This is a genomic window from Candidatus Methylomirabilota bacterium (assembly GCA_035260325.1).
Lineage (GTDB): Bacteria > Methylomirabilota > Methylomirabilia > Rokubacteriales > CSP1-6 > AR19.
The window spans coordinates 1-24442 of sequence record DATFVL010000217.1; the positions used below are offsets into that span (position 1 = coordinate 1).

Genomic DNA, 24442 nt, shown 5'->3' on the forward strand with positions numbered 1-24442 from the left:
GGTGCGAGCCGCAGGCGGTTCGACCGCCGAGGCGAGCGCCGACATGGTCTCGGACGACGAGGTGCTGGCGCTCGCCGCCGCCGTCGAGCAGGGCTCGGAGCACCCGCTCGGCGAGGCGATCGTCGCGCGCGCCAAGGAGCGCGGTCTCGCGCTGCCGCCGGTCACGGGCTTCACGACGGTTCCCGGCCAGGGGATCGACGCGCTGGCGACCGACGGCCGCGTGCTGCTCGGCAACCGCGCGCTCATGGACGCGCGCGGGATCGACGTCGCGGCGCTCGCGCCGCGGGCCGAGGCGCTCGCGGCCGAGGGCAAGACGGTCGTGTACCTCGCCTTCGCGGGCCGGGCGCTCGGCCTCGTCGCCGCGGCCGACACGCTCAAGCCCGAGGCGCCGGCCGCGGTGGCCAGGCTCCGGGCGCTCGGCCTCCAGCCGGCGATGCTCACGGGCGACCACCGGCTCACGGCCGAGGCCATCGCCCGGCAGGCCGGCGTGGACCGCGTGCTCGCCGAGGTCCTGCCGGAGGACAAGGCGCGCGAGGTCCAGCGGCTCCAGGCCGAGGGGCGCCGGGTCGCGATGGTCGGCGACGGCATCAACGACGCGCCGGCGCTGGCGCAGGCCGACGTCGGCATCGCGATGGGCTCGGGCACCGACGTCGCGATCGAGGCGGCGGACGTCACGCTGATGCGCGGCGACCTCCGCGGCGTCGTCACGGCCGTCGAGCTCTCGCGCCGGACGATCCGCATCGTCAAGGAGAACCTCGTCTGGGCGTTCGGCTACAACGTCGTGCTGATCCCGGTCGCGGCCGGCGTGCTCTATCCGCTCTGGGGCGTGCTGCTCTCACCGATCCTGGCGGGCGCCGCGATGGCGTTTTCGTCCGTGTCCGTCGTGACGAACAGCCTGCGACTGCGCCGCTGGAGGCCGAGCCATGGCGCTTGATCCCGTCTGCAAGATGACCGTCGAGTCCGCGAAGGCGGCGGCGCAGTCCACCTACAGGGGGCAGACGTATTATTTCTGCGCCGTCGGCTGCAAGCAGAAGTTCGACCGCGAGCCCGAGAAGTACCTGGGCGGAGGTCAGAGCGGGATGGGGACGAAGGCGTGATCGAGCCCGCGCTGCTCCGCGGGCGCGACCGCTACGAGCGCCGGATGCGCGGCTGGGTGGACAACACCCACGCCGACGCGTTCACCCACACGGTGGTCCTGGACGACCCCGACCGTGCGGTGGAGGTGGCGGTCGTCGCGCTCCCGTCGCCGAGCTACGCGATCCGCGAGGCCCGCTGCCGCGCCGTCCGCGGCGCCGTGGGCCCGTCGGTCGCCGACGGGTTCAGCACGCTCGCCGGCGCGGCGATGGTCGGCGGCCTCACCCGGCGCGCGGCGGACGCGACGGGCGGCGGCGAGGGCGCCGCGCTCGCGGTGGACGCGCTGATCGAGATCGCGCGCCTGGCCCGCCAGGTGGCGAAGCTCCCGCCCGAGCGCGCCGCGCGCGCCCGCGGCGGCGATCCGTGGGAATGCTGGCAGCTCGACACGACGGGCTGGGTGGACCTGCCGAACTCCTGCTTCACCTACAGCGACGCGGGCCGGGCGCTCTTCGGCACGCGCACGATCGCGACGCCGATGCAGCCCGAGTTCTACAGCCCCCGGCCGGGCCAGCCGAAGGTGTTCGAGCGCACGAAGGTCGCGCGGCTCGAGCGCCGCGACGGACGCCTCGTGCTCTTCCATTCGATGCACGACAATGTCCACGGCTTCGAGGTGACCTACGAGGTGGACCAGGCGACGGCGACGATCGTACGCGCCGAGCACGTCACGCCGCGGCTCCCCTACATGGGCATCTGCTCGGAGCCGCAGCGCCGGATCGCGGCGATGCGCGGTGAGCGCGTGGACGCGGGCCTCCGGAAGCGCATCCAGTCGCACCTCGGCGGGGAGTCCGGCTGCGCCCAGCTCTACGACCTCACCGCGGATCTCCTGAAGCTCCTGGCGTAGCCACGGCGAGACGGTCCACGTGAGCGACGCGGCCCACCTCCAGCGGGCGCTCGTCGACGGGCTCACGCGGCGCGGCCACATCCGCTCCGCGCGCGTCGAGGCGGCGTTCCGCGCGGTGGCCCGGCACGCGTTTCTTCCCGGCGTGCCCCTCGACGAGGTCTACCGCGATCAGGTCGTCGTGACGAAGAAGATCGACGGTGAGGCGGTGAGCTCGTCCTCGCAGCCCCAGATCATGGCCGTCATGCTCGAGCAGCTCGGGTTGGCGCCCGGGCAGCGCGTGCTCGAGATCGGCGCGGGGACGGGCTACAACGCGGCCCTCATGGCCCACATCGTCGGCGGGTCCGGCGAGGTCGTCACGGTCGACATCGAGCGGGACCTCGTGGACGCCGCCCGCGATCATCTCGAGGCGGCGGGCTTCGGCCGGGTGCGGGTCGTCCTGGGCGACGGCGGCGACGGCCATCCGGGCGGCGCGCCGTACGACCGGATCATCCTGACGGTCGGCGCCTGGGACGTGGCGCCGGCCTGGCGCGACCAACTCGGACGCGGCGGACGGCTCGTCCTGCCGCTGATGATCGGCGGCTCGCAGAAGTCCGTCGCGTTCGAGCGTGACGCCGACCAGCTGACGAGCGTGTCGGTCACGGAGTGCGTCTTCATGCCGCTCCGCGGGGCGTTCGCGGCCCCGCTCTCGCGCGTGGGCCTGGGCCCGGCGCCCGGGCTCAACCTCCACACGCGGGATCCCGACCGCGTGGATCCCGTCGCGGCTCACACCCTTCTGAGGGGCCCGACCTCGGACATGCCGACCGGTGTGAGCGTGACGGGTCGGGAGGTCTATGGCGGGCTGATCCTCTGGACGGCGATTCGCGAGCCCGGCTTCTGGTGGCTCGAGGTGACGGGCCCGGAGGCGGACGCGCATCTCGTGCCGCACCTCTTCGCGCTCGCGGGCAAGTATCGCAGCACGGCCGGCGTGTTCGACGGCGGGAGCGCCGGCTTCTTCATGCGCCCGCCCGGCGGCCGCGTGCCCGTCGAGGCGGAGACGGAGCCGCGGCCCTTCGAGCTCCACGTGCGGAGCTTCGGCGACGCCGGGCACCCGGCGCGCCGCCTGCTCGGCCACGCGCGGGCGTGGGATGCCGCGGGGCGCCCCGGCACCGAGGGCCTCCGCATCCGCGCGTTCCCGATCGAGGCCGCGTACGCGTCCCTCCCCCACGAGCTGGTCGTCACGAAGCGGTGGAGCCGGTTCGTGCTCGACTGGCCGGCTCAGACGGAGACGCGCGCGTCGGGCCCGAGGTAGGTGTCGAGGTAGCGCGCGGGCGTGAAGCGCTCGAGCCCGACCGATTCCGGCGCGCGCCCGGCGAAGGCGGCGCGGGGCGCGAGGCCGACCAGCTCCGCGCGGCGCACGCCGACGCCGCGACGGCGCGCCTCCTCGTCCACGCGGTCGAAGACGACCGGGATCGGGGTGCGGCGGAGGTCGAAAAGGTTCATCGACACCTGCGCGAGTCCGCGACTTTCCAGGAGCACGCCCATCGCCTGGACTCCGGGCAGGCCGCCCGACGACTCGCGGACGCTCCGGGCGATCTCGCGCGCGACCGTGAGGTCGGGGCCGTCGAGCCACACGTTGAACGCCACGAGCACCTCGCGCGCGCCGACGAGGACCGCGCCCGAGCGCTCATCGAAGCGCGCGGGGCCGGCGTCGGGGGCGCCGTCGGGCGTCGCGAGCCGCGCCGCGAGCGCCTCGTACTCGCCGCGGCGCAGGGCGCGGGGCGTGCGGCGCTCCGGGCGGGTCGCCGCGGCGCCGTAGTAGTAGACGGGCAGGCGGTGGCGCGCGGCGAGCGCGCGCCCCACGCCGCGCGCCAGGCCGACCGCGTCGTCCATGGGGACGCCGGCGAGGGGCACGAACGGGAGCACGTCGAGGGCGCCCAGCCGCGGGTGGACGCCCCGATGGCGGCGCATGTCGACGCGCTCGACGACGCTCGCGGCGAGCGCGAGCGCCGCCGCCTCGACGGCGTCGGGCGCGCCGAGGAACGTGAAGACCGAGCGGTGGTGGTCGGGGTCGGCGTGGACGTCGGCGAGCGTCACGCCCGGGACCCCCGCGATGCACGCCGCGAGCTCCTCGAGCACCGCGCGGTCGCGCCCCTCGCTCACGTTCGGGACGCACTCGACGAGGGCCCGGGCGCGCGGGGTGCCGGCGCTCACGCGTGTATACTACTCGTCGTCGCCATGCAAAGCTTTCCCGTCGGGAAACTGCGCGCGACGACGCTCCAGGCGCTGCTCGACAAGCGGCGCGTGGAGGACCCGCGCGTCGTCGTGGGGCCGAAGATCGGCGAGGACGCCGCCGTGATCGACCTGGGCGACCGCTACCTCGTCGCGACGGCCGATCCGATCACGTTCGCGACCGACGAGGTCGCGCGGTACGCCCTGCAGGTGAACGCCAACGACGTCGCGGTGCGCGGCGCCCGGCCGCGCTGGTTCCTGGCGACGGTCCTCCTGCCCGAGGGGCGGACCACCGACGACTCGGTCGAGCGGCTCTTCGCGGAGCTCCACGCGGCGTGCGAGGAGCTCGACGTGGCGCTCGTCGGCGGTCACACCGAGGTCACCCACGGCCTCGACCGGGTCGTGATCGCCGGCACGATGCTCGGCGAGGTCGCCAAGGACAAGCTCGTCACGACGGGCGGCGCGCGCGTCGGCGACGCGGTGGTGCTGACCAAGGGCGTGCCGCTCGAGGGCGCGGCGATCATCGCGCGCGAGAAGGAGGCCGAGCTCCTGGCGCGCGGGGTCCGCGCGTCGGTCATCCGGAAGGCCAAGGGGTTTCTCCGGACCCCCGGCCTCAGCGTGCTGCCCGAGGCCGAGATCGCGTGCGAGCTCGCGCCCGTGCACGCGATGCACGATCCGACCGAGGGCGGCGTCGCGACGGCGCTCCACGAGCTCGCCGAGGCGGCGGGCGTCGGGCTCCGGATCGACCGCGAGCGGCTCATGATCCTGCCCGAGGGCCGTGAGCTCTGCGCGGCCTTCGGCCTCGACCCGCTCGGCACGATCGCCTCGGGCGCGCTCCTTCTGACCCTCGCGCCCGCGGACGCCGGCGTCGTCATCCATGCGCTCGCGCGCGAGGGGATCGACTCCCACTTCATCGGCCAGGTCGTCCCGCGCGAGCAGGGCGTCGTCCTCGTCGAGGGGAGCCGCCAGGCGCCCCTGCCCGTGTTTCCGCAGGACGAGATCACGAAGCTTTTCCAGGGAGCCTAGCCCCATGCCGCAGATCGGTTACTCGCACCGTCCCGTCGCGCTGGGCCACCGCGGCATGGTCGCCGCCGCCCACCCGCTCGCGACCCTCACGGGCGTCGAGGTGCTGAAGGCCGGCGGCACGGCGGCCGACGCCGCGGTCGCCGTGAACGGCGTGCTCGCGGTGACGCAGCCGAACATGTGCGGCGTGGGCGGCGACCTCTTCTGCCTCTACTACGAGGCGGAGACCCGGCGCGTGCACTTCCTGAACGGCGCCGGGCGCTCGGGCTCGCGCGCGGGGCTCGACGCGCTCGGGCGGCGCGGGATGGACCGCCTGCCCGTCATCGGGCCGGCGACCGTGAGCGTCCCCGGCTGCGTGCGCGCGTGGGGGATGCTGCTCGAGCGCTTCGGGACGCGGCGGCTCGGCGACCTGCTCGCGCCCGCGGTCCACTACGCGGGCGACGGGTTCCCGCTCTCCTCCCTCGTGAGCCAGGCGATCGCGGAATTCGGCCCGATCACGCCCGATCCCGAGTGGCACCGCGTCTTCGAGCCGGGCGGTCGCGCGCCGCGGATGGGCGAGCGCTTCGTCCAGGCCGACCTCGCGCGCACGCTCGCCGACCTCGCCGCGGCGGGGCCCGACCTCTTCTACACGGGGCGCGTGGCCCGGGCGATCGCCGAGCGCATGGCGGCCGAGGGCTTCCTGACGCGCGAGGACCTCGCCGCGCACACGGGCGAGTGGGGCGCGCCGATCTCGACGACGTACCGCGGCGTCACCGTCTGGCAGACGCCGCCGCCGACCCAGGGGCTCGCGGCGCTGCTCGCGCTGAACCTCCTCGAGGGCTTCCCCGTCGCCGAGCACCCGATCCACTCGGCAGAGCACCTGCACCTCCTCCTCGAGATGGTGAAGCTCGCCTACGCGGACCGCGACCGCTGGATCGGCGACCCGGCCCACGCGCGGGTGCCCGTCGCCGAGCTGCTCTCGAAGGACTACGCGGCGCGCCGGCGACGCGAGTTCGACCCGCGCAAGGCGCAGAGCTACCGCGCGGGCGACCCCGAGGGCGACACGACGGGCTTCGTCGTAGCCGACGGGCGCGGCAACGTGGCGAGCGTGATCCAGAGCCTCTTCAACGGCTTCGGCTCGGGCGTCGTGGCGCCGGGCACGGGCGTCGTCCTCCAGAATCGCGGCCGGCACTTCAGCCTCGAGCCCGGCCATCCCGCCGTCTTCGCGTCGCGCAAGCGCCCCTTCCACACGCTGATCGCGTCCATCCTGACGCGCGACGAGCGGCCCCTGCTCGGGTTCGCGACGATGGGAGGCAACGGCCAGGCGATGTTCCACGCCCAGGTGCTCACCAACGTCCTCGACTACGGCCTGGACATCCAGGAGGCGATCGAGCGGCCGCGCTTTATCATCGGCGCCTACCTGCCCGGCGAGCCCACCGAGGCGACGCACGTCGAGGCGCGCGTGCCGGCGCCGGTGCTCGCCGCGCTCGAGGCCCGCGGTCACCCGGTGAAGGCGGCGCCGGCGTTCTTCGGCAAGGTCGGCCACGCGCAGGGTGTCGCGCTGCGCGAGGGCACACTGCTCGGCGGCGCCGATCCGCGCGGCGACGGCGCCGCGCTCGGATTCTAGCCGTGCCGTCGCGCGGCGGCGTCCTCCTGGTACTCCTGCTGGCGCTCGCCGGCCCCGCGGCGGCCTCGGACTGGGGCTTGATCGTGCCGGGCGAGAGCACGGAGGAGACGGTCCGCGCCCGGTACGGCCAGCCCACGCGCGCCGAGAGCCAGAAGGTGGGCGGATACGACGCCGCGCGCTGGGTCTACGAGGGCGCCCAGGCGCCGGCGGGGATCGCCCGGATGACGGTGGACTTCGGCCTCCTCATCGCTGCGGGCTACAGGAAGGACGTCGTCCGCTCGCTCCAGCTCGACCCGAAGCCCGGCGCCTTCAACCGGAGGCTCGTCGTCGACGGGTGGGGCCGGCCGACGAAGATCGGGGTCGAAGGCCGGTTCGAGATCTTCCTCTACGAGGACGGGCTGCTCGTTTACTTCGACAAGGACAGCGGCGATGCCACGACGATGATGTTCAGCCCGCCCCAGCCCGCGAGCCGCGCGCCGCCTCAGCGGTGAAGGACGAAGATCTGTGCCGGATCCTCCGCGTGTAGCTCCACGTAGCCCCGCGGGCCCCGCCACTCGAACCACCGGTCGCTCAGGAGCTCGTGCATCCGGTACGGCTGCTCGGGGCCGAGGCTGAGCTCCCCGAGGGGCACGTCCACCATCGAGGCGTGCGTCGCGCCGGGGTCGAGGTTCGCGGCGACGAAGACGAGGTTGTCGCGTGCGGGCGTCGCCTTGCCGTAGAAGACGACGTTCGGGTCGTCGGCGCCGTAGAAGCGGAGGTTCGTGTAGAGCTGGAGCGCGGGGTTCTGCCGGCGGATCCGATTGACCCGCGTGACGAGGTCCACGAGGTTCCCCGGGGCGCTCCAGTCGCGGCGCTTCCGCTCGTACTTCTCCGACCCGAGGTATTCCTCCGAGCCCGGCTCGCGCGGCACGTTCTCGCAGAGCTCATAGCCCGAGTAGATGCCGTAGAGCGACGAGAGCGTCGCCGCGAGGACGAGGCGCAGCATGAACGCGGGCCGCCCGCCCCGCTGGAGCGTCGCGTGCAGGATGTCGGGCGTGTTCGGCCAGAGGTGGCCGCGGAAGTAGTCGGCGACCGGCGGCGTCGTGATCTCGGCGAGATAGTCCACGAGCTCCTGCTTCGCGTTGCGCCAGGTGAAGTAGGTGTACGACTGGGTGAAGCCCGCCTTCGCGAGGGCCTTCATCACCTTCGGCCGCGTGAACGCCTCGGCGAGGAAGACGACGTCGGGGTGGGCGCCCTGGACCTCGCGGATCAGCCACTCCCAGAACTTCACGGGCTTCGTGTGCGGGTTGTCCACGCGGAACGTGCGCACGCGGTGCGCGATCCAGAACTCGAGGATGTGGCGCATCTCGTCCCAGAGCGGGCGCGGGTCGGCGCAGTGGAAGTTGAGCGGGTAGATGTCCTCGTACTTCTTCGGCGGGTTCTCCGCGTGCTTGATCGTGCCGTCGGGGCGGTGGAAGAACCACTCCGGATGCGTGCGCACCCACGGATGGTCGGGCGAGCACTGGATGGCGAAGTCGAGCGCGACCTCGAGGCCGAGGCCCCGCGCGCGCGCCACGAAGCGCTCGAAGTCGTCGAGCGTCCCGAGCTCGGGGTGCACCGCGGTGTGACCGCCCGCCTCGCTCCCGATCGCCCAGGGGCTGCCGGGGTCCTCGGGCCCGGCGACGAGCGCGTTGTTCCGGCCCTTGCGGTGCGTACGCCCGATCGGGTGGATCGACGGCAGGTAGACGACGTCGAACCCCATCGCCGCCACGCGCTCGAGCTCCGCCTCCGCGTCCTTGAAGGTCCCGCTCGAGCGCGGGAAGAACTCGTACCACGCGGCGAATCGCGCGCGCTCGCGGTCGGCGACCACCTCGTACTCGCGGTCGGCCCACGTCGCGTCCGCGCGGTCGAGGTGCCGGTCCATCAGCGCCGCGAGCTCGGGATCGCTCGCGAGCGCGACCGCCGCCGCCTGGTCGGGGGCGCGCGCGATGCGCTCGGCGTGCTCGCGCAAGCGGTGGGCGTCGCCGCGCGCGGCGCGCGCGACGGCGGCGCGGATCAGCGCCTGGCCCTCCGCGAGCTCACTCGCGACGTCCTGGCCGGCGTCGCGGCGCTTGCCGAGGTCCGCGAGCCACGAGCGGAACGGGTCGGCCAGCGCCTCGATCGTGAAGAGCCAGCGCGCGTTGGCGTCGAGCGTGAAGGCGCCCGCCCAGCGGTCGTTGTCCACGTGCCGCATCGGCGTCTCGCGCCACGCGCGCTCGCCGGCACGCCGGTACTTGAGAGAGGCGACGAGGACGTCGTGGCCTTCCCGGAAGATGTCGGCCATGACCTCGAGCGTCGCGCCGACTTCCCGCTTCACGGGGTACCGGCCGCCGTCCACCGCGGGCGCGACGTTCTCGATGACGACGGTGCGCTGCGGGTGCTCGATCGGCCGCGGGCTCACGGGGCGAGGTTGAAGCCGAGCGCCGCGGCGAGCGGCCCGAGGGCGCCGCGGGTCTCGGGGTGCGCGCGCCAGAGCTCGAAGAACTGGTTTTGCGTCGCCCAGTAGCCGTAGCGGAGGCCGAGGCGGTGGGCGCCCGCGATCAGCGCCGTCGCCCCGGCCACGCGCGCGGGCGACGGGTCCGCGGCCACCGCGTCGAGCGCCCGGCGCACCGCGCGGTTCGCCACGAAGCGCGCCGGCCCGAGGTCGAGGGCGAGGCCGAGCGTCTCCGCCTCCTCCACGAGCTCGTGGACCCGCTCGGGAATCGCCGGGCGCTCGTTCAGCTGCAGGAGCTCGGCGCGCGCCTGCTGCTCGAGGACGTGGCGCGCCACCAGCGCGAGCGCGTCGGGGATCGGCACGTCCACCTGGCGGAGGTAGTGGACGAGCTTCCGCGTCTCGTCCCAGCGGCGGCGGTAGGTCTCCTCCTGCTTCTCGAGCACGGCGAGGATGACCGAGGCGAGGACGCGGCGCCGCTCCTCGAGGAAGAGGTCGGCCAGCGAGAAGGGCTCGCCGGGAAAATGCTCGTCCATGCCGCGCACCACGTCGGCGACGGAGAGGCGGGCGAAGCGGCGGAGGAGGTCGGCCTTCATCGCGTCGTAGGCGGCCTGGCCCTCCCACGGGCGGATCCCGCAGGCGAAGTCGTGGCCGCCGTAGTGGACGAGCGCGTAGACCGCCTCGCGGGTCTCGCCCGTCACGTCCGAGCCCACGCGGACCCGCGCGACGCGGAGCGCGGCGCCGTCCGCCGTCTCGCGCGCCTCGTCGAGGCGCTCGACCCGCCAGGCGTACACGCGCGCGTCGGCCGGCGGGTCCTCGAACACGCCGCTGATCGCGTAGTGCGCGATGACGCGGCGGAGATCCACCGCGGTCGGCCGGATGAGCTGGCGCCAGACCTCCGCCCCGTCGCCGTACTCGGGAAGGTTGCTCGGCGCGGCGGCGAGCCGCCCGACGAGCGCGTCCTCGAGCCGGCCGCCGCCGAGGTCGGCCAGGTACCCCAGGGCCATCGCCGCGTAGCGCAGGATCTGCACGGGCTCGAGGGCGGAGATCTCGTCGAAGAACCAGCCGCACGAGGTGTACATGAGGAGCCGGTGGCGCTGCATCTCCAGCAGCTTGCACGCCTCGACGCGGGCGGCGGCGTCGAGCGCCGCGCGCTGGTGCGCGGCGAAGAACCCGGCGAGCCGCTCCGGGCTCCGCTCGAGCAGGACCTCGATGTAGGCGTCGCGCGCCGCCCACGGGTCCTTCAGGTGCGCCGACGCGCGCGCCTCGTAGAAGGCGTCGACGTGCTCGCCCAGCCAGTCCAGGGCCTCCCGCAGCGGGGCGCGCCAGCGCTGGTGGCGGTCGCTCCGCGTGCGGCAGCCGCAGTCGGCGCGCCAGCGCTCGACGCCGTGGACGCAGCTCCAGGACGTGCGCGCGTGGATCTCGACCTCGTGCGCGGGCGGGTGGGCTGCGAGGAAGGCGCCGTAGTTGGTGAGGATGCCCGGGGCCTCGGCGTCGAGCTGCCGGAGCGCGGCGGCGAGCGCCATCTCGCCGAAGCGGCTGTGGTGGCCGTACGACTCGCCGTCGGTCGCGCAGTGCACGAGCTGCGGCTTACCGCGATCGTCGGCGAACGCGGCGCGCAGCCACGCGACGAGGTTCTCGCTCCGGTCGAGCAGGTGCTCGAAGGCGATCGCGCGCGCGATCGGCGCGTGGTAGAAGAACAGCGCGAGCGACAGGCCGCGCGGGCCGCGCCAGAGGTACGGCCGGCTCGGATCCACGCGCTCGCCGACCTCCTCCCAGTCGCCGCCGGCGAGCGCGCGGACGCGCCGCGCCTGGTGGGGCGCCAGGATCGTGAACGCGAGGCCGGCCTCCGCGACGACCTCGAGCGTCTCCTCGTCCACCGCGGTCTCGGGGAGCCAGAGGCCCTCGGGCTCGCGGCCGAAGCGCGCGCGGAAATCGTGGACGCCCCAGCGGACCTGGGTCACCTTGTCGCGCCGCTGCGCGAGCGGCAGGATCATGTGGTTGTAGACCTGCGCGATCGCGTTGCCGTGCCCGCCGTGCGCGCGCACGCTCGTCCGGTCGGCCTCGACGATCTTCGCGCAGACGTCGGGCCGGTGGCGCGCGAGCCAGGCGAAGAGCGTCGGGCCCACGTTGAACGAGATCTTCTCGAAGTTGTTGACGATGTCGAGGATGCGGTTCGCGTCGTCCACGCGCCGCGCCGCCGTGTTCGGCGCGTAGCACTCGGCGGTCACCCGCTCGTTCCAGTCGTGATGCGGCGCCGCCGAGTCCTGCGTCTCGACCGCCTCGAGCCACGGGTTCTCGCGCGGCGGCTGGTAGAAGTGGCCGTGGATGACGATGGCGCGGGTCAAAAGTCCTCGAGGCCCCGGAGGAACTCGCGCCGGCCGCCGCGCGGCACCACCACGAGCCCGCTCGCCTCGACGTGGTAGTGCCGCCGGTCCTGCGCCGGGTCCACCCCGATCTCGGTATCCGCGGGGATGATGTTGAAGCGGTCGACGATCGCGCGGCGGAGCCGCGCGCCCTTGCCCACCGTCGTGTGGTCCATCACGATCGAGTCCTCGATCACCGCGCCCTCGTTCACCCACACGCTCCGGCCGAGGATCGAGTTGCGGATGGTCGCGCGCTTGACGAGCGAAGCCTCGCCGACGTGGGCGTTGTCCACGTCGCTCCCGATGAAGCGCGCCGGCGGCCCCGGATGGTACTCGCTCCGAATCGGCCAGTAGCGGTTGTCGAGGTCGAAGCGCGGTGACTCGCCGAGGAGGTCCATCTGGGCCTCCCAGTACGCGTCGATCGTGCCGACATCGCGCCAGTAGCCCTGCTCCTCGTACGGCTTGACCCCCGGCACGTCGTTGGTCTGGAAGTCGTACGCCCAGACGCGGCCGCCGGGCACGAGCTCGGGGATGATCGAGCGCCCGAAGTCGTGGTCGGTCGAGCGCCGCGCGTCGGCGAGCAGCGCGTCCACGAGCGCCTGGCGCGAGAAGAGGTAGTTGCCCATCGAGACCAGCGCCTTCGTCGGGTCGCCGGGCGTCGGCGCCGGCCGCTCGGGCTTCTCGGCGAACTGCTCGACCCGGCCCGCGCGGTCCACGCCGAGCACGCCGAACTTGGCGGCGTCCTCGAGCGGCACCGGGCGCGCCGCGATCGTGACCTCGGCGCCCGCCTCCTGGTGGAAGGCGAGCATCTGGTTCACGTCCATCCGGTAGACGTGGTCCGAGCCGAAGATGGCGACGACGTCGGGCCCGAAGTCGTCGATGAGGTTCAGGTTCTGCAGCACGGCGTCGGCGGTGCCGCGGTACCACGCCGAGCCGAACCGCATCTGGGGCGGCACGACCGTCACGAAGAAGTTCGGGAGGAGCCCGCTCGTGCGCCACGCCACGCGCAGGTGCTCGATGAGCGACTGCGACTTGTACTGCACGAGCACGTAGAGGGAGGGGAGCTCCGAGTTCATGAAGTTCGAGAGCACGAAGTCGATCAGCCGGTGGCGGCCGCCGAACGGCACCGCGGGCTTGGACCGCTCGCGGGTGAGCGGCTGGAGGCGCTCGCCCTTGCCGCCCGCCATGATCATCGCGAGGACGCGCGCGCGGCGTGGCATCGCGCCTAGCCCGCGCCCGGGGGGAGACCCCAGGCCGGGTCGAGCTCGGGGAAGCAGAAGTCCTCGCGCTCGAGCCGCCGGAGCATGCCGGCGTCCTCGGGCGCGAGCGCCTCGCCCGCGCGCAGCCCGCGCAGCATCTCGGAGAGCTTCTTGAACTCGGCGTAGTGCTCCGCGATCCGCCGCTCGGCGTAGTCGCGCGCCGAGCCCGTCGTGATCAGGAACTGCCAGTCGGAGGCCTCGAGCAGCAGCAGCTCGCGCGTCGCCTGGGCGAGCACGCGGCGCTGGTCGCCGTCGCCGCGCGGCGCGGCCGTCAGGTGCCCGACCCACTCGGCCTCGGCGCTGTAGACGCGGTCCCACGTCCACTCCGTGTCGCGGTTCAGCCACACGCGGTGGTCGCCGCCCTCGCCCCAGCTCCCCTCCGGCAGCGAGAGCGTCGTCCGCGGCGGGACGGCCTCGAGCGCCTCGCCGAGGGTCGCGCGCGGGACACCGCTCCGCTCCATCTCGCGCGCGACGTGCTCGAGCCAGAGAGGCCCCTCGAACCACCAGTGGCCGAAGAGCTCGGCGTCGTACGGCGAGCAGACCACGGCGGGCCCGCTCGCGCCCGCCTCGGCGAGCGTGGTGCGGACGAGCTCGACGAAGTGGCGCGCCTGGAGCACCACCTTCTGCGCGGCCTCGCCGGGGTCGTAGACCTGCTTCCGGCCGAGGTCGCCCGAGTGGTCGGTGATCCGCCAGAAGCGCAGGCCGCCGGGGAAGTGCTTCTTGTGGAACTCGAGGTAGGCGTACTCGCCGGGGTAGCCGTGCTCGCGGCTCCACACCTGGAGGGTCGTCTTCGGGTCGCGGAAGAACGCGACCGCCGTGCCCGTGCCCGCGCGCGACGCCACGCGGTAGGGCAGGTAGGGCGAGCGCGCCTCGGTCCCGGGCACGGAGGAGGCGGGCTCGCCCTGCGCCGACCGGAGCGGCACGAAGTCGCGGTAGAGGAAGACCGGGTGACCCGCGGACACGAGGTGCGCGTCGGCGACGAAGTACTCGAGCCCGTGATGCGCGAGCATCTCCTCGAGGCCGGGCCGCATCCACCGGACGCGCCCGCCGTCGCGTCCGGTCGGCGGCGTCCACTCGTAGCGCGGCCGGTAGGCGCACTCCGGGAGCCAGATGCCGCGCGGCGCCCGGCCGAAGTGGCGGCGGTGCGTCTCGACGCCGGTGCGAAGCTGGAGGTGGATGGACTCGTCGCGGCCGAGGAGCGGCAGGTAGCCGTGCGTCGCCGCGCAGGTGATGATCTCCACGTGACCCGCGCGCCCCAGGTCCGCGAAGGTGCCGGGGATGTCGCCGCCGATCCGGCGGTGCATCTCCCACATCCGCTCGTAGAATTCCTCCCAGAAGCCGGTGAGCCGGACGATCTCCTTCTGGCCCGCGCGCTCGAAGTGCTCCCGCGAATCCAGGCAGGCGCGCCGGACGTTCTCGTAGTAGAAGGAAAGCTCCTTCTGGAACTCGGGGGACGCGAGCTGCTCCGTGAGCACGGGCGAGAGGTTGATCGTCCACCGGGGCGAGATGCCGTCGGCCACGAGGCGGTGGGCCGTCTCGAGGAGGGGCAGGTAGCACTCGAAGGCCGCCTCGCACAGCCAGTCGCTCCCGTGGGGCCACCGCCCGTGATTGAGTACCATCGGGAGGTGCGTGTGGAGAACCAGGGCGAATGCCGAGCCCATAGGTGACCCATTGGAGCGTATGAGCGTTCTGGGTGCAAGCGTTGCCGGGGAGTCCGTCACCTTCGCGGTCTGGGCGCCCCGCTGCCGGTCGGTGGACCTCGCGCTCGAGGGCCGCCGCCCGCAGCCCCTCGTCCGCCGTCCGGACGGCCGCTTCGAGGTGAGCGTCGCGCGGCTGCCCGACGGCTCCCGCTATCACTACCGCCTCGACGGCGCGCGCCACCGGCCCGATCCGGCCTCGCGCTGGCAGCCCGAGGGCGTGCACGGCCCGTCGATCGTCGTCGATCCGCGGCGCTTCGTGTGGACCGACCAGGACTTCCACGGCCACGCCTTCGCCGACCTGGTGTTCTACGAGCTCCACGTCGGCGCCTTCACGCCGGCCGGGACCTTCGAGGCGATCATCCCGCACCTGCCGGGGCTGGCGGACCTCGGCATCACCGCGCTCCAGCTGATGCCCATCGCCGAGTTCCCGGGCTCGCGCAACTGGGGGTACGACGGCGTCCACCTCTTCGCCCCCCAGTCCACCTACGGCGGGCCGCGCGGGCTCCGCCGCCTGGTGGACGCGTGCCACGCCCGCGGGATCTCCGTGCTCCTCGACGTCGTCTACAACCACCTCGGCCCCGAGGGCAACTATCTGGCCGAGTTCGGGCCCTACTTCACCGAGCGCGGGGCGACGCCGTGGGGCCCGGCGGTGAACTTCGACGGCGAGGGCAGCGCCGGCGCGCGGCGCCACGTCGTGGAGAACGGCCGCGCCTGGGTGAGCGAGTTCCACATCGACGGCTTCAGGCTCGACGCCGTCCACGCGATCCGCGACGAGAGCCGCGTGCACATCCTGACCGAGTTCGCGGCGGCGGTCCGCGACGAGGCGGGGCGCGCCGGCCGGCGGGTCCACGTGGTCGCCGAGTCCCACGACAACGAGCGCCGGCTCGTCCTGCCGCCCACCGAGGGCGGGCTCGGCCTCGACGCGGTGTGGTCGGACGACTTCCACCACGCGCTCCACCAGCGGCTCACCGGCGAGACCGTCGGGTACTACGGCGACTTCGTCGGCGAGCAGCACCTGGCGCGCGCGCTGACGGAGGGCTTCGCGTTCCAGGGCGAGGAGTCGAAGTACTGGCAGCGCCGGCGCGGGACGCCGAGCGCAGATCTCCCCGCCGAGCGCTTCGTGGTCTATGCCCAGAACCATGATCAGATCGGCAACCGTCCCCAGGGCGAGCGGCTCGGCGGCCTCCTGTCCTACGAGGCGGTGAAGCTCGCCGCCGGCCTCACGCTCGCGGCGCCGGCCGTCCCGCTCCTGTTCATGGGCGAGGAGTACGGCGAGACGGCGCCCTTCCAGTTCTTCACCTCGTTCCTCGACGCCAAGCTCGCGGAGGCGGCAAACCAGGGACGCGCCGCCGACCTCGGCCGGTTCGGCTGGACGGGCCCGGTGCCCCATCCGAACGCCCCCAACAGCTTCGTCACGTCGCGGCTCAACCATCAGCTCGCGCTCGCGCCGCGTCACCGCGCCCTGCGCGAGTATTACGCGAGCTGGCTCGCGCTCCGCCGGACGCATGGGGCGCTCGGCGCGCGCGGCAAGGGCCTCGCGCGCGCGGTGCTCGAGGGCGCGCTCCTCGTGCTCGTGCGGGCTGCGCCGACGGGCGACGGGGTCGTCGTCGTCGCGAACCTCGGCGCGGCGGCGCGCGAGTGGCAGCCGCCGGCCGGCGCCACGTGGCGCCTCCTTCTCGACAGCGCCGACGCGCGCTTCGGCGGGCCGGGCGCCGGGCGGCCGCTCGCGCCCTACCAGCTCTTGCTGTTCGAAGTCGGGCGGTGATAGCGTCGGGGACCGTGCCCGTCCGCCGCGCCGCGCCCGACCCGATCGACCAGCTCCTGGCGCTCGACCCCGGCGGCCGCGGGATCGGCCCGCTCGTGCGCGCGGGCGCGGCGGCGGCCGCCGCGCGCGCGCTCCGGCGGGCGCGGCGCGCGCTGGTCGTGACCGGGTTCGCCGTCGGGCCCGACATGCCCGAGACGGACGGGCCACCCGGCGCCGCCGTGCTGGGGCGCGCGCTCCGGCTCCTGGGCGCCCGGGTGACCTACGCGACGGACCACGTGAACGCGCCCGTCCTCGGCGCCGCGCTCGAGACGCTCGGCGAGCCGCGGCGCATCGTGATCTACCCGCACGACGGCAACGCCGCACGCGCGGTGCTCGCGGCGGAGCGGCCGACCCACCTCGTCGCGATCGAGCGCCCGGGACGGAACCGCGCGGGCGACTATCTGAGCATGCGCGGCGAGTCGGTCGCCGCCTGGAACGCGCCGCTCGACGATCTCTTCCTTTGTAGCGGGGTCCGCGGGGCCGGCGCGCCCCGTGGGTGGCCTGCTCGAGGTGCGCGGTGGCTCCGTCCTGCGACCATCGGCATCGGCGACGGCGGCAACGAGATCGGCATGGGCGCGGCGCGCCCGCGCGTCGCGCGCCTGGGGCCGCGTTTCGCGCGGATCGCGTCGGTCGTCCCGGTGGACCACCTGGTCGTCGCGGGCGTGTCGAACTGGGGCGGCTACGGCGTCGTCGCCGCGCTCTCGCGGCTCAGCGGCCGCGACCTCCTGCACACGCCGGAGCTCGAGCGGCGTCTCGTCGAGGCGTGCGTGGCGGCGGGCGCCGCGGACGGCGTGACGCGGCGCCGCGAGGCCACGGTGGACGGTCTCTCGCTCGCGACGCACGCCGCGATCGTCGAGCTGCTCCGGCTGGCGGCGCGTTCGGGTATCATACGGCCATGAAAATCGACGAGGAGTACCGCGCCAAGCACCCGAAGTCGGCCGCGCTCTGGGGACGGGCCCGCGCCGCGATCCCCGGCGGGATCACCCACGACATCCGCCACCTGGCGCCCTTCCCGGTCTACATCGAGCGCGCCCAGGGCACGCGCAAGTGGGACGTGGACGGCCACGAGTACGTGGACTACTGGATGGGGCACGGCGCGCTCTTCCTCGGCCACTGCCACCCGGCCGTGGTGCAGGCCGTCCAGGCCCAGGTGGCGCGGGGTACCCACGTGGGCGCGTGCCACGAGCTCGAGGTGCGCTGGGCCGAGCTCGTCAACCGGCTCGTCCCGTGCTCCGACCAGGTGCGCTTCACGATGTCGGGCACCGAGGCCACGCACCTGGCGATGCGCGTGGCGCGCGCGTACACGGGCCGCACGAAGATCGTGAAGCTCGCGGGCCACTTCCATGGCTGGCACGACGGCGCCGTCGCCGGCGTGAACCCGCCGTACGAGGTGCCGATGTCGGCCGGCGTGCCCGGCGCGACGCTCGACCAGGTGATGGTCTGCCCGCCCAACGACGTGAAGGCGATCGAGGTCGCCCTCGAGCGCGGCGACGTCGCGGCGGTCATCCTCGAGCCGGCGGGCGGCCAGGCGGGGACCACACCGACGATCCCGGGCTACCTCCAGGAGCTGCGCGCCCTCACGACGCGCCACGGGGTCGTCCTGATCTTCGACGAGGTCATCACGGGTTTCCGCTACGCGCCCGGCGGCGCCCAGGCTTACTTCGGCGTGACGCCCGACTTGACGACGCTCGCGAAGATCGTCGCGGGCGGGCTCCCGGGCGGCGCCCTCTGCGGCGGGCGCGAGCTGATGGGGATGCTCGCCTTCCGCGGCGACCCCGACTGGGACCGGAACCGGCGCGTCGCCCACGCCGGCACCTTCAACGCGAACCCGCTCTCGGCGGCGGCCGGGATCGCGACGCTCGAGCTCTGCGCGGACGCGTCGCTCCAGGCGCGCGCCAACAAGACGGGCGACGAGCTCAGGCGGGCGCTCGGTGACGCGATGAAGCGCGCGGGAGCGCCGGGCACGTGCTACGGCGAAGCGTCCATCTATCACGTGTCGTTCGAGGGCAAGCCCGGGCTCGCCGGTTTCGACCGCCCGCGCAAGGGCGCGCTCTACCACCTGCTGCGCGCGGCACTCCTCAACAACGGCGTGGACTGCTCGAGCAACCACGGCTGGATCTCGGCGCTCCACGACGCGGAGGACCTCGAGCGCACCGTCGCCGCCTACGAGCGCGCGTTCCGGGCGATGGCCGCCGACGGCGCCTTCCGGGGCGCATGACGCGCGCGCGCCGCGCGCTCGGACCCGTGCTGGCGCTCGTCCTGCTCGCGGGCTGCGTCAATTACCCGATGGTGAGCGAGGTGGGCGGGGTCCGCATCCAGCCCGTGCACGGGCGCGTCGTGCGTGAGGGCGGCGGCGCCGTCTTCTTCGCCGACATCGACAGCACCGGGAAGTTCGACGATGTGATCACGCGCGTGGAGACGCCGATCGCCCGCCGCGCGCAGCTCGTGGACGCGGCGGGCGCGCCGCTCAAGCGCCTCACGGTGCCGGGCACTACGGTCGTGCGCCTGGCACCCGGCGCCGAGCGCGTCCAGCTCTCCGAGCTCACGCGCGAGCTCAGGCCGGGCGAGGTCGTCATCGTCACGCTCTACTTCGAGAAGTCCGGCGCCATCGGCGTCGTCGCGCCGGTCGAATAGACACCTCTCCGCGCCTCTGTTACTCTTTCCCGCCTGGTGGGCAGGTAGCTCAGTTGGTAGAGCACAGGACTGAAAATCCTGGTGTCGGCGGTTCAATCCCGTCCCTGCCCACCAGTTTTTTCTAGGTCTTCACGCCCCACTGACGCGCGAGGAGTGACCCCGCCTGCTACACTGGCGGCCTGAAATGGCAGGGACCTGGGTCATGCGAGGGAAAGTCGTCGTCATGACCGGCGCGACCTCGGGGATCGGGCAAGTCGCGGCGGAGCGGCTGGGCGAAATGGGCGCGCGCGTGGTGCTGGTGGCGCGCGACAGGGAGCGGGGGGAGGCGGCGCTGGCGCGCCTGCGCGAGCACGCGCCCGGCATCGCGCACAGCATCCACTACGCCGACCTCGCCCGCCTCCCGGAGATGAAGCGGGTCGCGGCGGAGATCGCCGCGGCAGAATCGCGCATCGACGTCCTCATCAACAACGCCGGCGCCCTGTTCGGCTCACGACACGTCACCGAAGACGGCCTGGAGCTCACCTTCGCCACCAATCACATGGCCTATTTCGTGCTGACTGCGGGCCTTCACGAACGGCTCCGCGCCTCGGTGCCCGCACGGGTCATCAGCACCGCCTCGGACGCGCACCAGGGCACCAGGCTCGACTTCGACGACCTGCAGTCGGCCAACGGCTATCGCGGGTTCAAGGTCTACGGCCGTTCCAAGCTGTGCAACATCCTGTTCACGCGCGAGCTCGCGCGTCGCTGGGCCGACGCCGGGATCACCGCCAATTGCCTGCATCCCGGGTTCGTCGCGACCCGTTTCGGCGATCAGAGCGGCGGCCTGCTCTCGTTGGGCGTGCGTATCGCGAAAACTTTCGCCATCTCGCCGGCGCGAGGGGCAGAGACCATCGTCTACCTCGCCTCGTCGCCCGAAGTGGCCGATGTCAGCGGCGGCTACTTCTACAAATGCCGCCCCGCGACGCCCTCGCCGGAAGCCCAGGACGATGCCGCCGCGCGCCGGCTCTGGTCGGCGACCGCGAGACTGGCGGGGACGGGGAGTCTGGGATGACCAGGGCACTCGTCACTCACGCCGTGGACGGCCGCGTCGGCATCGTGTCGCTGAACCGGCCCGAGAAGCTGAACGCGATCAACGCCGAGCTCAAGTCGGCGCTCGTCGAGCGCCTCGGTGAGGCGGACCGCGACCCGGCCACGAGCGTGGTCGTGCTCCGCGCCGAGGGCCGGAGCTTCTGCGCCGGGTACGACATCGGCCCCAATCCGGCGCGCGCCGCGCGGCGCGGGAACGCGCTCGCGTGGCACGCCTCGCTCAGCGACGACGTCGCGCTCGAGCTGACGCCCTGGGACATGAAGAAGCCGGTGATCGCCTCCGTCCAGGGCCACTGCCTCGGCGGCGGCTGCGAGCTCGCGATGATGTGCGACCTGACGATCGCGGCCGCCGACGCCGTCTTCGGCGAACCGGAGATCCGCTTCTCCAACGTGGGGCCCGCCCTGATCATGCCGTTCGTGATCGGGCTCAAGCGCGCGCGCGAGCTGCTCTACCTCGGCGACCCGATCGACGCCGAGACGGCCCTCCGCTACGGCATAGTCAACCGCGTCGTGCCCCGCGCCGAGCTCGACGCGGCGACGCTCAAGCTCGCGCGACGGCTCGCCCTCATCTCGCCCGAGGCGCTCGCGGCCACCAAGCTCGCGATCAACCGCGGCGCCGACGCGGCGGGCTTTCGGAACGCGATCCGCGCAGGCCTCGACGTGCTGGCGCCGCTCTACGCGGCGCGGACCGAGGTCGGAACGAAGTTCGACGAGATCCGGGAGAAGGAGGGCCTCGGCGCCGCCCTGCGTTGGCGGGCGGCGCAGTTCGGGGAGCCGGACGGCCGCTGAAGGCCGAGGCTCTCTCGCGGCTCACAGCGGGGTCTTGACGACCCGCCCGCCGGCCTCGACGTACCACCGCTCGCTCGGGAACGTCGCGCCGTCGAGGGTCGCCGCCATCCAGTCCGCCATCAGGATCGGCGGAAACGGCCCCAGGTTCGCCGCGGGCACGTTGCCGACCGAGTGTCGCGAGCCCTGATAGATCACCAGGCGCTTCGGGCCCTGGAGCGTCTGCATGAGGCGCTCGGTGTGCACGAGCGGTGAGAGCTCCTCGGCCTCGCCGGCGAGGCACAGGTAGGGCGCGCGGATCCGCTCGGCGTGGCCCTCCCAGGTCATGCTCTTGCGCAGCTCGTCGAACTCGTCCTCGTCCGTGACGCCGGCCATGTACATGAAGCGCATCTTGAAGGTCGGCGACGCCTCCTCGAAGATCGTATGGAAGCCCGGCTCGTGGCACACCGAGGCGACGGCGACCGCGCGGAGCCGAGGCTCGTGCGCGGCGGCGATCGTCCCGAAGAAGGAGCCGAAGCTGTTGCCGCTGAGGCCGATGCGGTCGGGATCGATCTCGGGCCGCGCCCGGAGCCAGTCGACCACGGCCTTGCCCGTGTCCATCCAGGCGGCCATGCCGAAGTGGATCCCGAGCACCGGGCTCTCGTACTGGCCGGGCCCGTCCAGGGCGAGGACGGCCATGCCGCGCTGGAGCCAGCGGTCGCCGTACAGCGCGACTCCCATCTCCTTGAAGCTGTCCATGCCCGGGAGCGAGAGGACGACCGGCACGCGCCCGTCCCGGCGGCCGGGCGGCAGGTGGAACCAGCCCGGCAGCGCCGCGCCGCCCCGCAGCGGGACCCACGCCGCCTCCACGTGGTGGTCGGCCAGCCGAGCGTAGCTCGTGTAGCACGTGCGCTTGCGCTCGTTGTAGAGCCGGTTCTGCTCGTTGTTCTCGTCGATCGGCCACTGCGCGGCGGCCCAGTGAATGGCGGCCATGAAGTAGCTCTCGCGCGCCGTCACCAGCGCGCCGTCACGCTCGGCGGCCTGCGCCTTGGCCTCGCGCCGGCGGGCGACGACCTCGAAAGCGGGCGACGCGTCGGCGAGCTTGGTGATGCGCTGGCGCAGCTCGGCGAAGTCGGCGTTGGCCTCGGGGCCGCAGGGCGCGGAGAGATAGATCGAGCGCGGCTGGTCCCAGTCCATGCCGACCGCGCGGATCGTATTGTCGAGCAGCCAGCGCTGCGCGGTGAAGCGGCGGGTGACCGGCCCGCGGCGGGCCGGGGGCGTCGCCGCCGGTGCGGCGTGATCGGGCGAGCGGTGAGCCATAGCATGACCTCCCTCGAGCTGTGGGAGCGAGCCTACTATTGTGGTGGCGTCGTGGCGACGCTAGAATTATTCACTTCCTGCTCGAAGCGCTGAACGGCGCTGGAGACGCAGATGATCAATCCTTCCCCGTCGAGTCGCTGGAAGTCCGGCCAGCTCATCTATCCCTACTCGGCGGCGGCCCCCACGAGGATCACCGTGACCGATGCTTCCGGGGTGACGCGGACCTACGGGTCGGTGGAGGAGATGCCGGCTGAGATCCGCAAGATCTACGAGCAGGTGGCGAGGGAGAGGACCAAGTGACGCCCGGCCGACCTAACGTCGTCAAGCAGCAGGTCGCGGCCCATTGGGATCGGCGGGCGCTACGCTTCGACGACGACTTTGGCCACAGCATCCGCACGCCCGCCGAGCGCGCCGCCTGGGACCGCATCCTCGATCTCGTCCTCGGAGGCCGAAGCGTACTCCACGCGCTCGATGCGGGCTGCGGCACCGGCTTCCTCGCCTTCGAGCTCGCGGCCCGCGGTCATCACGTCACCGGCGTCGATTTCGCGCCCGCGATGCTCGCCGAGGCGCGGCGCAAGACGGCCGAGCGCGGTGTCTCGATCCGGTTCGAGGAGGCCGACGCCGAGCGACTCCCGTTCATGGCCGGCAGCTTCGACCTCGCGATCAGCCGCCATCTGCTCTGGACGCTCCAGCACCCGGAGGCGGCGATTGACGAGTGGATCCGAGTGCTCCGGCCGGGAGGGCGCCTTGTCGTCGTGGATGGACAGTTCGACGCTGGCGCGGCGCCACCGTCGTCGGAGAATGCCCGCACGAGCCCGGAGTACGCGGCGGTCGGCGACCAGCTCCCATTCCTGGGGGGCCGGGCGCGGGAGGAGATCGAGACGCTGCTGAAGGCGCATGGTCTCGTGAACGTGAGCAGCGATCCCCTGCACGATCTCGTGGCGGCCCAGGAGCAGCGAATGGCCGAGGAAGGGCGGGAGCGGCGTACGCGCCGGCGCTACGCCGTCTGGGGCGACGTCGCGCGCTGAATCCTGATGACCACGACGTCCCGCGGCGCCGCCGGGCTGAGTTGCTCCATTTCTCACTCCGCGTCGAGCCGGTCCTGGAGCGCCCGTAAGACGTCGATGTAGCTGACGATTCCCAGCAGTTTCCCGGTGCTCGCCCCGACGACGGGGATCGCGCCGACCTTGTGCTCGAGCAAGAGCCGCACAAGGTCGCTCGCCCTGGCGTCGGGTACGACAGAGATGACGTCCCGACTCATGATCTTGCTGACGGGCTTCGCCATCTCCCGGTTGAGCGCGACGGCCCCCTCGACCGAGAGCAGGCGGAGGATATCCGAGAGGGGGAGATCTCGGCTGCTCAGCATCCCGACGAGGGCGCCGTCCTGGACCACCGGGACGTGTCGGATGTCGTGCTCGCTCATGAGGTCCCACGCATCGGAGATGCTCGCGTCGGGCGCGATCGTGATCGGATCCGGCGTCATCAAGTCACGTGCGGTCATGCGATCCTCCTTGACTCCCGTCTACTCTAGCCCAGCGCGGCGGCGACCTCACGCGCCCACCGCCGCATGAACGCGCGCGGGTCCGGCACGAAGCTCGTGATCACGAACTGGCGGGCGCCCGCGGCCATCGCGCGGCGGATCTGGGCGGCGCAGTCGTCCGGCGCGCCCGCGATCGCGAAGCGGTCGGCGAGGAACTCGGTCAACCCCCAGCGGTCGGTGAGATCGGCGTTCGCGGCGCCCGCGATCTCGTGCTGATGGGCGTTGTACTGGCGCTGGAGGGCCTTGATCTTCTCGTGGAGGTCGGCCGGCACGCCCTTGCCCTCGAGCGTCCCGCGAAACGCGTGGTTGGCGCTGGCGGCGAGCGCCATCTTGATGGGGCCGACCGCGTCGGCGCGCGTGTCGGCGACGTTCGTCTTGGCGAACCACCAGACGTCCACGTCGGCGAGTGTCCGGCCCGCGGCGCGCGCCCCGCGCTCGATCGCCGCGAGCGACAGGCGGATCACGTCGGGCGTCAGGCCCAGGCCGACGATCACGCCGTCCGCCACGCGCCCGGCGAGCTCGAGCGTCCGCGGCCCCTCGGCGGCGAGGTAGACCGGTACCCGGCGCGCCGACCGGTGGACCTGCCATCGGCGCCCCTCGCGCTCGACGGGCTCGCCGCTCGTGAGCCGGCGCAGCGTCACGACGGCGTCCTCGAGGCCCGCGACGGTCGCGGGCGGGGCGCCGATCGTCGAGACGGCGCTGTCGCC

General features: G+C 73.2%; 23 protein-coding genes and 1 tRNA gene. 16 read left to right on the forward strand and 8 right to left on the reverse strand.

Going from position 1 to position 24442, the window contains the following annotated elements:
• The 4 genes from VKG64_13800 to fxlM all read left to right on the forward strand — a co-directional run.
• The coding region (locus VKG64_13800; GenBank protein HKB26114.1) for an HAD-IC family P-type ATPase at positions 1 to 934 on the forward strand (934 nt) is incomplete at its 5' end.
• Complete coding sequence (locus tag VKG64_13805) at positions 924 to 1097, forward strand: YHS domain-containing protein (GenBank protein HKB26115.1); 174 nt, start codon at positions 924 to 926, stop codon at positions 1095 to 1097. The genes VKG64_13800 and VKG64_13805, both read left to right, overlap by 11 nt.
• Positions 1094 to 1975 carry a DUF2889 domain-containing protein gene (locus VKG64_13810; GenBank protein HKB26116.1) on the forward strand — a complete coding sequence of 294 codons (882 nt, stop codon included), beginning with the start codon at positions 1094 to 1096 and terminating at the stop codon, positions 1973 to 1975. The genes VKG64_13805 and VKG64_13810 overlap by 4 nt, the downstream gene beginning before the upstream one ends.
• Positions 1976 to 1994: 19 nt before the next feature.
• Positions 1995 to 3263: a methyltransferase, FxLD system gene (fxlM, locus tag VKG64_13815; protein ID HKB26117.1), complete on the forward strand. Its 1269-nt coding sequence runs from the start codon at positions 1995 to 1997 to the stop codon at positions 3261 to 3263.
• Here fxlM and ftcD read toward each other — a convergent pair.
• Positions 3230 to 4165: a glutamate formimidoyltransferase gene (gene ftcD / locus VKG64_13820; GenBank protein HKB26118.1), complete on the reverse strand. Its 936-nt coding sequence runs from the start codon at positions 4163 to 4165 to the stop codon at positions 3230 to 3232. The two genes, fxlM and ftcD, sit on opposite strands and share 34 nt — an antisense overlap.
• 24 nt (positions 4166 to 4189) lie before the next feature.
• Between ftcD and VKG64_13825 the strand changes: the two genes are divergently transcribed.
• The 3 genes from VKG64_13825 to VKG64_13835 are packed head-to-tail and all read left to right on the forward strand — an operon-like array spanning position 4190 to position 7303.
• Positions 4190 to 5209, forward strand: coding sequence for an AIR synthase family protein (locus tag VKG64_13825; GenBank protein ID HKB26119.1), 1020 nt, complete (start codon positions 4190 to 4192; stop codon positions 5207 to 5209).
• A gap of 4 nt (positions 5210 to 5213) precedes the next feature.
• Positions 5214 to 6812 carry a gamma-glutamyltransferase gene (gene ggt / locus VKG64_13830; protein HKB26120.1) on the forward strand — a complete coding sequence of 533 codons (1599 nt, stop codon included), beginning with the start codon at positions 5214 to 5216 and terminating at the stop codon, positions 6810 to 6812.
• A 2-nt stretch (positions 6813 to 6814) separates the two neighbouring features.
• A complete protein-coding gene (locus VKG64_13835; GenBank protein HKB26121.1) occupies positions 6815 to 7303 on the forward strand; it encodes a hypothetical protein in 489 nt (162 codons plus the stop codon).
• Here VKG64_13835 and VKG64_13840 read toward each other — a convergent pair.
• The 4 genes from VKG64_13840 to VKG64_13855 are packed head-to-tail and all read right to left on the reverse strand — an operon-like array spanning position 7294 to position 14547.
• Positions 7294 to 9231, reverse strand: coding sequence for an alpha-1,4-glucan--maltose-1-phosphate maltosyltransferase (locus tag VKG64_13840; GenBank protein ID HKB26122.1), 1938 nt, complete (start codon positions 9229 to 9231; stop codon positions 7294 to 7296). The two genes, VKG64_13835 and VKG64_13840, sit on opposite strands and share 10 nt — an antisense overlap.
• Positions 9228 to 11609: a DUF3536 domain-containing protein gene (locus tag VKG64_13845; protein HKB26123.1), complete on the reverse strand. Its 2382-nt coding sequence runs from the start codon at positions 11607 to 11609 to the stop codon at positions 9228 to 9230. Before VKG64_13845 ends, VKG64_13840 begins: the two co-directional genes overlap by 4 nt.
• Positions 11606 to 12847 (reverse strand): glucose-1-phosphate adenylyltransferase, encoded by a 1242-nt coding sequence (gene glgC, locus VKG64_13850; GenBank protein HKB26124.1) that lies wholly within the window; start codon positions 12845 to 12847, stop codon positions 11606 to 11608. The genes VKG64_13845 and glgC overlap by 4 nt, the downstream gene beginning before the upstream one ends.
• 5 nt (positions 12848 to 12852) lie before the next feature.
• Complete coding sequence (locus tag VKG64_13855; GenBank protein HKB26125.1) at positions 12853 to 14547, reverse strand: 1,4-alpha-glucan branching protein domain-containing protein; 1695 nt, start codon at positions 14545 to 14547, stop codon at positions 12853 to 12855.
• 19 nt (positions 14548 to 14566) lie between these two features.
• Here VKG64_13855 and treZ point away from each other — a divergent pair, with 19 nt between their 5' ends.
• The 7 genes from treZ (at position 14567) to VKG64_13890 (ending at position 20899) form a co-directional block, all read left to right on the forward strand.
• Positions 14567 to 16351: a malto-oligosyltrehalose trehalohydrolase gene (gene treZ, locus VKG64_13860; GenBank protein HKB26126.1), complete on the forward strand. Its 1785-nt coding sequence runs from the start codon at positions 14567 to 14569 to the stop codon at positions 16349 to 16351.
• Positions 16348 to 17289: a DUF4392 domain-containing protein gene (locus tag VKG64_13865; GenBank protein ID HKB26127.1), complete on the forward strand. Its 942-nt coding sequence runs from the start codon at positions 16348 to 16350 to the stop codon at positions 17287 to 17289. The genes treZ and VKG64_13865 overlap by 4 nt, the downstream gene beginning before the upstream one ends.
• Positions 17286 to 18608 carry an aminotransferase class III-fold pyridoxal phosphate-dependent enzyme gene (locus VKG64_13870; protein HKB26128.1) on the forward strand — a complete coding sequence of 441 codons (1323 nt, stop codon included), beginning with the start codon at positions 17286 to 17288 and terminating at the stop codon, positions 18606 to 18608. Before VKG64_13865 ends, VKG64_13870 begins: the two co-directional genes overlap by 4 nt.
• Positions 18605 to 19024, forward strand: a complete 420-nt coding sequence (locus VKG64_13875; protein ID HKB26129.1) for a copper chaperone PCu(A)C — start codon at positions 18605 to 18607, stop codon at positions 19022 to 19024. The genes VKG64_13870 and VKG64_13875 overlap by 4 nt, the downstream gene beginning before the upstream one ends.
• 38 nt (positions 19025 to 19062) lie before the next feature.
• Positions 19063 to 19138: transfer RNA gene (locus VKG64_13880), tRNA-Phe, on the forward strand.
• Positions 19139 to 19226: 88 nt separating this feature from the next.
• The gene (locus VKG64_13885; protein ID HKB26130.1) at positions 19227 to 20075 is read left to right on the forward strand and encodes an SDR family oxidoreductase; all 849 of its coding nucleotides are present in this window, start codon (positions 19227 to 19229) and stop codon (positions 20073 to 20075) included.
• Positions 20072 to 20899 carry an enoyl-CoA hydratase-related protein gene (locus VKG64_13890; GenBank protein HKB26131.1) on the forward strand — a complete coding sequence of 276 codons (828 nt, stop codon included), beginning with the start codon at positions 20072 to 20074 and terminating at the stop codon, positions 20897 to 20899. The genes VKG64_13885 and VKG64_13890 overlap by 4 nt, the downstream gene beginning before the upstream one ends.
• 21 nt (positions 20900 to 20920) lie before the next feature.
• Here VKG64_13890 and VKG64_13895 read toward each other — a convergent pair whose 3' ends face one another.
• Entirely contained in the window at positions 20921 to 22195 is a 1275-nt protein-coding gene (locus VKG64_13895; protein HKB26132.1) for an alpha/beta hydrolase, read from the reverse strand.
• Between the two features lie 111 nt (positions 22196 to 22306).
• Here VKG64_13895 and VKG64_13900 point away from each other — a divergent pair, with 111 nt between their 5' ends.
• Complete coding sequence (locus tag VKG64_13900) at positions 22307 to 22495, forward strand: hypothetical protein (protein HKB26133.1); 189 nt, start codon at positions 22307 to 22309, stop codon at positions 22493 to 22495.
• On the forward strand, positions 22492 to 23223 hold the full coding sequence (locus VKG64_13905; protein HKB26134.1) for a class I SAM-dependent methyltransferase: 732 nt from the start codon (positions 22492 to 22494) through the stop codon (positions 23221 to 23223). Before VKG64_13900 ends, VKG64_13905 begins: the two co-directional genes overlap by 4 nt.
• A gap of 53 nt (positions 23224 to 23276) precedes the next feature.
• Here the strand turns inward: VKG64_13905 and VKG64_13910 are convergent, their stop codons facing one another.
• Together VKG64_13910 and VKG64_13915 are read right to left on the reverse strand one after the other, a co-directional pair.
• A complete protein-coding gene (locus VKG64_13910) occupies positions 23277 to 23696 on the reverse strand; it encodes a CBS domain-containing protein (GenBank protein ID HKB26135.1) in 420 nt (139 codons plus the stop codon).
• A gap of 26 nt (positions 23697 to 23722) precedes the next feature.
• A partial coding sequence (locus VKG64_13915; protein HKB26136.1) for an LLM class flavin-dependent oxidoreductase occupies positions 23723 to 24442 on the reverse strand: 720 nt, incomplete at its 5' end.

Coding starts and splice junctions, on each gene's coding strand:
- glgC (HKB26124.1), bottom strand. CDS start 12,847: ATGCCACGCCGCGCGCGCGTCCTCGCGATGATCATGGCGGGCGGCAAG.
- VKG64_13870 (HKB26128.1), top strand. CDS start 17,286: ATGAAAATCGACGAGGAGTACCGCGCCAAGCACCCGAAGTCGGCCGCG.
- ggt (HKB26120.1), top strand. CDS start 5,214: ATGCCGCAGATCGGTTACTCGCACCGTCCCGTCGCGCTGGGCCACCGC.
- VKG64_13875 (HKB26129.1), top strand. CDS start 18,605: ATGACGCGCGCGCGCCGCGCGCTCGGACCCGTGCTGGCGCTCGTCCTG.
- treZ (HKB26126.1), top strand. CDS start 14,567: ATGAGCGTTCTGGGTGCAAGCGTTGCCGGGGAGTCCGTCACCTTCGCG.
- VKG64_13855 (HKB26125.1), bottom strand. CDS start 14,547: ATGGGCTCGGCATTCGCCCTGGTTCTCCACACGCACCTCCCGATGGTA.
- VKG64_13895 (HKB26132.1), bottom strand. CDS start 22,195: ATGGCTCACCGCTCGCCCGATCACGCCGCACCGGCGGCGACGCCCCCG.
- VKG64_13805 (HKB26115.1), top strand. CDS start 924: ATGGCGCTTGATCCCGTCTGCAAGATGACCGTCGAGTCCGCGAAGGCG.
- VKG64_13900 (HKB26133.1), top strand. CDS start 22,307: ATGATCAATCCTTCCCCGTCGAGTCGCTGGAAGTCCGGCCAGCTCATC.
- VKG64_13825 (HKB26119.1), top strand. CDS start 4,190: ATGCAAAGCTTTCCCGTCGGGAAACTGCGCGCGACGACGCTCCAGGCG.
- VKG64_13910 (HKB26135.1), bottom strand. CDS start 23,696: ATGACCGCACGTGACTTGATGACGCCGGATCCGATCACGATCGCGCCC.
- VKG64_13885 (HKB26130.1), top strand. CDS start 19,227: ATGCGAGGGAAAGTCGTCGTCATGACCGGCGCGACCTCGGGGATCGGG.
- VKG64_13890 (HKB26131.1), top strand. CDS start 20,072: ATGACCAGGGCACTCGTCACTCACGCCGTGGACGGCCGCGTCGGCATC.